Genomic DNA, 10,438 nt, shown 5'->3' on the forward strand with positions numbered 1-10,438 from the left:
GTTCGCCGCACCGTGTTGTGTGGCGACCAGATCAGACGATCACGAAAGGCTCTCGAGCGGTACCGTGTTCCCGGAACGGGAGTACCAACAAGCCGGAACAGGAGTACCTCCTGACGCTATTTAGCACGTGATGGCACTGCAGCTCTTTGTTCAGAGCACTGTTTCTCGATTTTCATTCACCACTATTGGAGTCTTGGCTGTCCTTTCAATTTGAGGTGCGCGTGGCATCTTCATGGGCGCATGTAATGGAGGGAACACGTTACTGCTAGTCTCTTTCGCATGACAACTCGTGACACGCGCAGGTATTCGGCGACGCAAAATGACTACGCGGATCTAGATTCTTTCTTCGAAGCGCCGGTCATGCAAGGACTTAGTACGATTTCATATAATGAGCGAGTTCTTGACGTGCTGGTGAACCCGTCCGAAGGTGCTGAGACATTAATCTTGTCTTTCCATCCGGCCGTAACCAATGAAAAGGTAACAAGACCCTATTTTGTAGGTGCTGGTGTGTTTCGAACACTTCAGGCCCACAAGGTATATTTTGCCGATCCAACTCTTGAGCTAAACGATGAATTGAAACTCGCGTGGTTCGCCGGAAACAGCGAACAGCGTTCCGTTCAAGATGACCTGACGCGGATAATTGAACATCTTGTCAGAGGCCTTGGGGCCAAGCATGTCATCCTCGTCGGTACGTCTGGTGGCGGTTTTGCGGCACTTCACTATTCTGCGCGAATTCCGAACTCACTTGCCTTCGTGGTTAATCCCCAAACTGATCTTCTGAAGTATCACCGCCAGCACGTCATGAAATATTCAAAGCTGGCGTGGAATATTCATACGTTCGAGAAAGCTCATCAGGTACTGCCACAGAGAACCACTACTTCTGTTGTTGGCCAATACGCGGCCGGACCGGAAAACTCCGTCCTCTACTTGCAAAGTGCGACTGACCAGCACCATATCGAGCATCACATGACTCCGCTGCTGCAAGAGCGTGCATCTCTGACTGATATTCGTGTGCTTCTGGGTCACGGGTGGGGTCCAGGCCATCATCCCGCTCCTAAGGCAATGCAGATCGAGCTCCTCGAAGCTGCCGTGGAAGTACATGGGGAGTGGCTAAGACTATGGGAGCGATTCCCGGAATTCAAGACACCGAGCGAGACCTTGGGTGCTGTAGCGCTCACTATCTGACAAACTTTCAGCGCCGGAGCTTATGGTGCTTCATCTGCGGCACGTCTGCTTCACCGCAGAAGCTGTGACACGATCCACTACTTTGCTTTAAATTTTGGGCACCACTGTCTGGAATCTCTGCGGGCGTCATGCCAGCCTGCAGTACTCCGCGTTGAATCCTGTCTCGTTTGCGCAGGGCGTGCGGCTTCAACGGCAGATTCTTGCGGAGCAACTGCAATTGAGGAGGGCTCATTAGCCGTGCAAGTGGTTGTCGAATTTCGTTCTGGGTAGGATGATCATATGAACTTTGATGCCCCTAGAACTGCTTTGATATTTGGTTCTTGCGTTTCTCGAGACCTTGCTCGTATTGACTCTGAACGGTTCAAAGCGGGCCACTACACAGCCCGTCAGTCATGGATTAGCGCGTACGCTGAAAGCCGACGTCCCCCGAACGTCGTGTTGCCATCCGCTTTTCAGAAGCGCATGGTTGAAGACGACTTTCGATCGTCTGGTCGCAACGTTTTGAAAAGCACCCGCCCGGCAACGAGCGATCTGATAATGCTTGACCTTATTGACGAACGGCTTGGAGTTCTTCCGGTCGAGGGTTCATGGATCACAATGTCAAATGAACTTCGAAAATCGAAGGCGGTAGATGACGCCGTGATGCGTCAAATCGTACCGTTCGGTAGCCCTGAGCATTTCGAATTGTGGGCTAGCGCGGCAATAGAAATGCGTGCTGACCTTGACAGTTATATGGGCAAGACATTTGTACTTGCAGCGAGATTTGCTTCCGTTACGGATCTTGGTGTTGAACTTAAAGAATTTCGTGGCGAGTCAGCTGTTAGTTGGAACCAACGGTTTGAGCCATATTATGACTACTTGCGTTCCATTGGATTCAATGTTGTGGACCATGATCCAGAAATGGTTCTGTCTTCAGAAGAACATACATGGGGAGCAACACCATTCCACTATATTGATGCTGCCTACAAATCCTTCGGTGATCGTTTGCTGACCTAAATTGCTCGCTGATAGGTTCAATTCCCATGACGCATAGTGATGCACCCATGCGTGTCCAAAATGGCTCCGAGCCAGACTTTGCCATCTCGAATTTGGCCAGCCGAGTCTAATTATCGAGAATCACTTCTGCTACTGCCGACAGTGACAGTTGGGCTGCTGCGATGATTTGACTTCGGCGCTTCGCTGAACGAGTTATTGTTGATGATGGTTGCGCGAGGCTGAGTTTTCTCTTGGAAGGATATCGGGGCTATCGTTGCAAACCTGCTATGGGCACGATTTGATGTTCGGTACGCTTTCATGTCCAGCCCTTGAGTCGTGGACTCTTAAATATTTGTTAATCTCCCGGTTCCTCCTGCATTGCGAGAAAAATCTTGAAATTAAGCATCAATCATTTTCGAAAAGCCGTTTGGCATTACCGGCGTGGTGGATTTGCGCAAGTTCGTCAATGGGAAAAGCGTGCAAAGCTAGATGCACCGGGGGGATTGTTGAATACAGTTCGGGGCAAGGTTGAAAGAGAAATAGGTCTATCTCTGCCTACTATTCTTCAAGAGGCAGGAATATATTCGGGTCCAAAGCTAAAGGTCGCCGTAATCTTGGATGACTTTAGTGCTCGCGCATGGGGTCCTGAATGGGATTGCATTTACATCAAGCCAACCACCTGGTTTGAAGAGCTTGAGAGCAAGGACTTCGATCTTCTGTTTGTGGAATCCGCCTGGGCCGGAAATTCCAAATCGTGGCAGTATCACCTGACGGGTCCGACTGCTCCACGACCTGCCTTTGCGGAAATGGTGAATGCCTTCAAAGCAAATGGAGTACCGACGGCATTCTGGAACAAGGAAGATCCTCCACATTTCGATGACTTCCTCGAAGCAGCGAAATTGTTCGACTTCGTGTTCACCTCAGATGAACGAATGATTCCCCGTTACAAGTCTGCGCTGGGGCATAGCCGAGTTGCTTCACTGAGCTTTGCGGCCCAGCCTGAGTTCCACAATCCGGTTCGCCCTATTTCGCAGCCACGGCGAGACATCGCGTTTGCCGGCATGTATTTTGCGCATAAGTTCCCGGAACGTCGCGAGCAGATGGATATCGTACTTGGGGGAGCCGTCGACATCTCGCCCAAGCTAAGGTACGGGTTGGATATCTTCTCGCGCCAACACGGTGGTGATGAAAAGTATCAGTTCCCAGATCCGTACCGGGCCCATGTAGTTGGTTCGCTTGCCTATGATCAAATGCTGACGGCGTACAAGTACTACAACGTGTTCCTCAACGTGAATTCTGTTGTTGATTCGCCGAGCATGTGTGCTCGACGGATTTTTGAGATCACCGCGGCAGGTGCGGCGGTTGTCTCAGCCCCAAGTGCGGCGATTAGCAATTTCTTCGCGCCATCAGAGGTCATCGAGGTGCATTCGAGGGAGGAAGCGGCACACGCCATCCGTAGCATTGTGCGCAGCCCAGAACTCCGTGACCGCATGGTCCATCTTGGACAACGTCGCATTTGGAACGAACACACATATGCGCACCGGGCTAAGACTGTCACAAACTTCGTGGGACTCAATCCGATCGCAGAAAATCCGCTGTCGATGGCGGAAATTCCCCGAGTCAGCGCTGTGGTGTCGACCATCCGCCCGCAGCAACTCGACCATATTTTCCAAACCGTTGGTTGCCAACGGAACGTTGAAGTTCAGTTGGTGCTCGTTACTCACGGATTCTCCGTTGACAACAGCAAGCTCGCTGAAAAGGCCAAAACTGCCGGTATTACCGACTTTGTGGTCCTTGAATTGGGTAGGGATCTTACCCTTGGCGAGTGCCTTAACCAGGCAGTTGCGCGGTGTGAAGGGGATTTCATCACCAAAATGGATGATGATGACCTTTACGGCGAGCACTACCTATGCGACCAGGTCTCGGCTCTGAGGTACAGCGGTGCCTCTGTTGTGGGCAAACAAGCCCACTACATGTACCTGGCTGATTCTGATGCCACGCTCCTGCGGTTTGCCGATCGCGAGCATCGGTTCACTGATTTGGTCATGGGTCCGACGATGCTTGGACGTGCAGACGTCTTCAAAGAAACACCGTTCCAAGCACGGAGCCGCGGTGAAGACACCAATTTTCTCCGCGATGTCGCAGATGGAGGCGGTACGGTTTACTCGGCGGATCGGTTCAACTTCGTCCAGATGCGCGGTAATGATGGCCGGGCGCATACCTGGGACGTTAGCGATGCGGAGCTGACCGCGACTGGGAGTATTCAATGGTTTGGTCGTAACGACAAACACATCTTCTTCTAGCTCTTTACAGGGCAAGTTGCCGGTGAAGTCCCCGATGATGGCGCAATACATTCCTGCTGAACTTTCTAACGCCGTTAATTTGCTGATCGGTTTACCGGAGCAATTCACTGTTGGGTTCGTGAAAATTTCCGTCGTCGTACCGTCCGGAGTTATTTTCGCATTCATCGGGGTAAGCGAACTGGACGTTTTCTAATTTGATGATGGGCACACTGCGTCCATGCGTTCATGTTTGCCTCGATAACATCAGCGATGTGATCGTGTCGTAGAATCGATGAATCAACGGCGGAGTTTCGGCTCCTAGAGAATGGGTGGAATTGCCTGTGGGGGAAGTGCGCGTCCTTCTGTTGACGCATTCCTATTCTCCGGAGGTATCTCCACCCCAACGTCGCTGGGACTCATTTGTTTACGTCATGAGGAACCACGGCTGGCAAGTGAATGTTGTCACTCCTAGGAGTGCTGCACAGTCCGTTGAAGCAACGGCGCGGAACCGTTTTGGATTGGCCGAACGGGGCATTCACGGTGAATACATACGTAGCTACCCGTCCATGAAGAAGCCAAGCCATATTGCGGGCAAGATCATCAAAAATGCGCTTGACGGTGCATTGATGCTTCCGGTGGCCTTGCTCCGAGCAAGACCAAATGTAGTAATAGCCACCGTCCCGGCATTGCCAACGATGTTTATTGGATATGCTGTCGCTTCTATTCTTAGGCGACCGTTGCTTTTGGAGATGCGGGACGCATGGCCGGATCTCATCTCGGATTCACGTATTCTACGTTGGAAATGGCTGACTAATATGGCCCACCGCGCTGTCCGCGCTGTGCAACGTCGAGCGACATTGGTAGTCACAGTAACCGATGGTTTCGCAGGGATTCTCGCCGGCGACGGTGTGCGTGCAGTACAGACCATTCACAACGGGATCAGCACTAGGAATTTTGAGCCTATGCCTAAATCCTCAAAACGCGAAGACTCTAAACTGCATGTGCTTTATCTGGGGAACTTGGGGGAGAGCCAAGGGCTTGAATCAGTGCTGCTGGCAGCGACGATGGTGGCGGATGAGGTTGAAGTCCGGATCGTAGGCGGCGGGACTGCTGCTGAACGGCTGCAGCGGTACGCCGAACGAATCGGGGCCAACGTCGATTTCCTCGATCCGGCCCGTGGGGATGCCCTTCGGGCGCACTATCAATGGGCCGACACCTGTGTCGTGAGTTTGCGTGACGACTGGGCGAGCTTTAACCACACCATTCCATCGAAGATTTACGAGCTGTTGGCGATGGATCGACACATCACCGGAATCGTTAAGGGTGAGGCAGCACAGATCATCACTGATGCCGAGGCTGGTGACATCGTTGATCACGATCCACGCCACATCGCCGACTTGTGGCTCGAATTATTGGCTGACAAAGGCAGGCTCGACGTGGGAACCACCGGTCGTGAATGGGTGTTCGAGAAAGCTTCGTTGGAAAAACTCGGAGAAAAATACGTGGAATTGATTAGCGGAATTGCCAGACGAGAACGAAACCATGACTGAAACCAATCCCCGCGAGTCCCAGAGGGACAGAACTCGCGCGTTGAAGAATCTGAAGACAATCAGCAGGATCGTCAAGGACAACTTGCTTGACGACCCGACGTATTTCTTGCTTCAGGCCTCGAGGCGATTGGACTCCGGCACCCTGGCGAAGTTGGCAGGCGCCTGCAATCGGTTTCTTCCCAGAGGTGCCACAGCTCTCAATGGATTCACGCTGCTGCTTTCCGGCAATACTTCGCACCTCGGAAATTACCTGCGGAAGGTGGACAAGGATGCGCAGCCGGATCATAAACTGGCGCGGTTGGGGGATTTGGCCGTTGCCATTCAGGATCCAATCAGTGCGGCCCACCTACTTTCAAACCGAAACTCAACTAATGTTGCGCTGCGTCGTTCGCAGGCACGGCACGCGTGGTATTTGGGACGTATGCAGGAAGCCATTGATCTTTTGGCAGACGTGCTTCCTCCTTCCAACAGGCAGCTTCGGCACTATCGGAGTGAACTCGAAGTGTTCCAGGGGGCTGAGCCGCTCATCGCCAACGGTGTGATTCAGCATCGCGATGATCCGATCGAGGCTACTGCACTTCACTTCTTGACGAATTCATTGCCTCACACGGGCAGTGGCTATGCACAGCGCTCGCATTCGATCATGACGTCCCTCAAGGATGAAGGCTGGAAAGTGGAGGTGCTGACACGAGCAGGTTATCCGCTCTCTATAGGAAAGTTCCAAGCCAAGGCAACGGATGATATTGACGGGATCACGTATCGACGAGTTCTCCCCAATGTGTACAAATCCGATATGCGATCCAAGATCCAGCAACAGGCGGACGCCCTGGCAGAAGCTGTCGTTCGTCTAAGACCCAGTGTGCTCCACACCACGACCGACTTCTCCAATGCACTTGCCGTTATGACTGTGGCCAAGGCTTATGGGATCCCATGGGTTTACGAGGTCCGTGGCCAGCTTGCGGATACATGGGCTTCCACTAGACCCGAGGACGTCAAGACCTCGCAACGATACGGATTGTTCCGGGAACGCGAAGCCTTCGTCGCTTCACGGGCAACTCATGTTCTGACTTTGGGTGAGGCCATGAAGGCCGAACTTGTTGGACTCGGAGTGCCGGCTGAGAAGATCTCGCTTGCCCCGAATGCCATTGGGGATTCCTACCTTGATGAACCGATCGAGCGCGCGCAGGCTCGACAGACGCTAGGTCTGTCCATGGAGCACCAGTATGTGGGCACTGTCAGCAGCCTGGTTGCCTACGAAGGGTTGGATCTCTTGATCCAGGCTGCAGCGGAGCTGATACCGGAGAACCCGAAGCTACGCGTCTTAATTGTCGGCAGTGGTGTCGAAGCTAACAATCTCAAGGAACTGAGCAAATCTCTCGGCATTTACGAGCAGTGTATTTTTCCGGGACGTGTCCCGCGCAACGACGCTCGCGCCTATCATTGCGCGCTGGATATTTTCGTGGTTCCACGTCGGAATCTTTCGGTCACCCAAGCCGTGACACCGCTGAAGCCGGTTGAAGCCTTGGCATGTGAAGTCCCCGTCATCGCGGCGGACTTGCCAGCATTGCGCGAGCTCGTGCTGCACGGGGAAACTGGCTTACTGGTGACTCCAGATGATTCGCACCACTTGGCCGACGCGATTAGAACATTGCTCAATGACCCCTCGAAGAGAGCTTCGATGGGTGCTGCCGGAAGAAAGCAAATGCTTGCCGAACGCACATGGAAGGCAAACGCCCAAATGTTATCTGAGACATACAAATTGATCACCGACAAACTGCACTGAATGGACGAATGCAGTATTCTGGTCGAGGTTACGAATCGTAGCCTCCTGAACTTCAGTGCCTCGGTTGTTTTCACGCCTTGGTGCGCCCACTAGAACCAAGGGGAAACGTCATAGTGACGAGTATCAAAGAAGTTGCCGTAGTCGGACTTGGCTACATCGGACTGCCCACGGCGGCAATTCTCGCCTCGAAGGGAATCATCGTCAAGGGCGTGGATGTCACTCCACGTACCGTCGATGCAGTGAACCGCGGAGAGGTTCCGTTTGTTGAGCCTGCACTCGGTGACTTCGTTGCTGCTGCGGTGGCCAATGGAACTTTGAGCGCCAGCTTTGATACCCCTTCAGCGGATGCCTACATCGTGGCCGTCCCGACTCCGTTCAATGCCGACCACAGCGCCGACCTCTCCTACATTGAGGCAGCTGCCGACAAGATCGCCCCGCAGCTCCGCGGCAACGAGCTGGTCATCCTTGAGTCCACCTCCCCTCCGGGTGCCACCCAGCATATGGCGGACCGCTTGTTTGCCGCCCGCCCGGACCTGGATTCCTCGAGCCTCCACATTGCACACTGCCCGGAGCGCGTACTGCCCGGCCGCGTCATGGAAGAACTGGTTACCAACGACCGCATCGTCGGGGGCATCACGCCCGAGGCTGCACAAATGGCCAAGGACCTCTACAGCGTCTTCTGCGAGGCGGAAATCCTCGTCACGGATGCAAAGACGGCCGAAATGGCCAAGCTGGTTGAGAACTCCTTCCGTGATGTCAACATCGCCTTCGCCAACGAGCTGTCGGTGATTTCCGACAAGGTCGGTATCAACGTGTGGGAGCTTATCGAATTGGCCAATCACCACCCGCGCGTAAACATCCTGCAGCCGGGCCCGGGCGTTGGCGGACACTGCATCGCCGTTGACCCCTGGTTCATCGTCTCCGCGGCACCTGAGGAATCCAAGTTGATTCGCCAGGCGCGCGAAACCAATGACGCCAAGCCTACCTGGGTCGTGGACAAGGTCATTAAGTCGACCGAAACGCCGGGATTCAACGGCAAGGTCGCCGTTTTGGGCCTGGCATTTAAGGCCAACATCGACGACCTGCGCGAATCCCCGTCCATCGCGATCGCCAAGTCTTTGTCCGAAAAGGCACCTGGCGTTGAATTCCTCTTGGTGGAGCCACACATCGAGGCATTGCCCAAGGCACTGACCGGGATCGACAACGTATCCTTGACCAGCACCGAAGCAGCACTTGAAGAGGCTTCCACCATTGTTGTTCTGGTTGACCACGACCAGTTCAAGACTGTTCCGGCCACCGCTCTGGCCGGCAAGGATGTCATCGATACCCGTGGACTGTGGCGCTAGTCTGTTAGCGGCACGTTCATCCACATCATTATTCGCCCCAACGGATAGGTTATCGTGAAGAAAATCATGCCGATTTACGGCACTCGGCCAGAAGCCATCAAGGTGGCACCGATCGTCAAGGCTTTGCAGGAATCCGAGCTCTTTGACTGCGTGGTGACCGTGACCGGCCAGCACCGCGAGATGCTCGATCAGGTCAACGAACTTTTCGACATCACCCCAGACTACGATCTCGACGTTATTCAGCCGCGTCAGACCCTCAACTCATTGCTGACCAAGACCATCAATGGCCTGGATGCAATTTTTGAGAAGGAAAAGCCGGACGCAGTGGTGGTCCAGGGGGACACCACTACGTCGACGGCAGGCGCCATCGCCGCGTTCTACCACGGCATACCGGTGGTCCATGCCGAGGCAGGGTTGCGCAGCTACGACATCTTCTCTCCGTTCCCGGAGGAAGCGAACCGCAAGATGACGTCCCAGCTCGCCAGCCTGCACCTTGCTCCCACCACGCTGAGCCAGCTGAACCTGATCAACGAGACCATTGATCCGAGGACCGTTACGGTCACCGGCAACACCGTCATCGATGCTTTGTTCACAGTGGTCGAGAAGAACATTCCCTTCGGCGACCCCCTGCTGGAGGCACTTGTGTCTTCCGGCCGCAAGATCGTCTTGGTCACGACGCACCGTCGTGAAAACCAGGGCGAGCCGATGCGTGGGATTGGTCGCGCCTTGGCACGCCTCTCGGCTGCCGAGCCAGAGGTTGAATTCATTCTTCCTCTGCACCGCAATCCCGCCGTTCGTGAAGCCTTGCTGCCGGAAATCGAGGGGCGCAAGAACATCACCCTGACCGAGCCACTGGCCTACGGTGAGTTCACCCGACTTATCGCGGCGGCAAACATCGTGCTGACCGACTCCGGTGGCGTGCAGGAAGAGGCGCCGAGCCTCGGCAAGCCGGTACTCGTGATGCGCGAGAACACCGAGCGTCCCGAAGCCGTTGTCGCCGGCACGGTGAGGCTCATCGGCACCGACGAAGAGAAGATCTTTGAATCGGTCGAGCTCTTGCTCAATGATGCTGCTGCCTATGAGCAGATGGCCATGGCAACAAACCCGTATGGTGACGGCCAGGCGGCAGTCCGCACGGTTGCCGCCATCGCAGAACTTCTCGGTGTGGGCACTCGCATGGATGATTTTGACTCAAACTTGCCTTCCGAGGCGAGCTTGGTGAATGCTGCAAGCATCTAGCTAGTCAGATCTAAGTGAAGGCCGGCACTCCAACTTCTAGTTGGAGAGCCCGCCGTCACTTATTCGGAAAACAAAGCA

The 10,438-nt window shown here is 54.3% G+C and carries 7 protein-coding genes; all 7 read left to right on the forward strand.

What is annotated here, in order from left to right; all coding sequences use genetic code 11:
- The first annotated feature begins 279 nt into the window (after positions 1-279).
- The 7 genes from ACLQ7E_RS11990 (at position 280) to wecB (ending at position 10,360) form a co-directional block, all read left to right on the forward strand.
- A complete protein-coding gene (locus ACLQ7E_RS11990) occupies positions 280-1,185 on the forward strand; it encodes an alpha/beta fold hydrolase (protein ID WP_411732806.1) in 906 nt (301 codons plus the stop codon).
- A gap of 279 nt (positions 1,186-1,464) precedes the next feature.
- Positions 1,465-2,181 carry a DUF6270 domain-containing protein gene (locus ACLQ7E_RS11995; protein ID WP_411732807.1) on the forward strand — a complete coding sequence of 239 codons (717 nt, stop codon included), beginning with the start codon at positions 1,465-1,467 and terminating at the stop codon, positions 2,179-2,181.
- A 371-nt stretch (positions 2,182-2,552) separates the two neighbouring features.
- The gene (locus ACLQ7E_RS12000; protein WP_411732808.1) at positions 2,553-4,463 is read left to right on the forward strand and encodes a glycosyltransferase; all 1,911 of its coding nucleotides are present in this window, start codon (positions 2,553-2,555) and stop codon (positions 4,461-4,463) included.
- 410 nt (positions 4,464-4,873) lie between these two features.
- Positions 4,874-5,992 (forward strand): glycosyltransferase family 4 protein, encoded by a 1,119-nt coding sequence (locus ACLQ7E_RS12005; RefSeq protein ID WP_411732809.1) that lies wholly within the window; start codon positions 4,874-4,876, stop codon positions 5,990-5,992.
- Positions 5,985-7,775, forward strand: coding sequence for a glycosyltransferase family 4 protein (locus tag ACLQ7E_RS12010; RefSeq protein WP_411732810.1), 1,791 nt, complete (start codon positions 5,985-5,987; stop codon positions 7,773-7,775). The genes ACLQ7E_RS12005 and ACLQ7E_RS12010 overlap by 8 nt, the downstream gene beginning before the upstream one ends.
- A 113-nt stretch (positions 7,776-7,888) precedes the next feature.
- On the forward strand, positions 7,889-9,121 hold the full coding sequence (gene wecC / locus ACLQ7E_RS12015; protein WP_411732811.1) for a UDP-N-acetyl-D-mannosamine dehydrogenase: 1,233 nt from the start codon (positions 7,889-7,891) through the stop codon (positions 9,119-9,121).
- Positions 9,122-9,175: 54 nt separating this feature from the next.
- A complete protein-coding gene (wecB, locus tag ACLQ7E_RS12020; protein ID WP_411732812.1) occupies positions 9,176-10,360 on the forward strand; it encodes a non-hydrolyzing UDP-N-acetylglucosamine 2-epimerase in 1,185 nt (394 codons plus the stop codon).
- The last annotated feature ends 78 nt before the right edge of the window (positions 10,361-10,438 follow it).

The sequence above is a fragment of the Paeniglutamicibacter sp. genome, from assembly GCF_046714615.1.
In the GTDB taxonomy this organism is placed as follows: Bacteria; Actinomycetota; Actinomycetes; order Actinomycetales; family Micrococcaceae; genus Paeniglutamicibacter.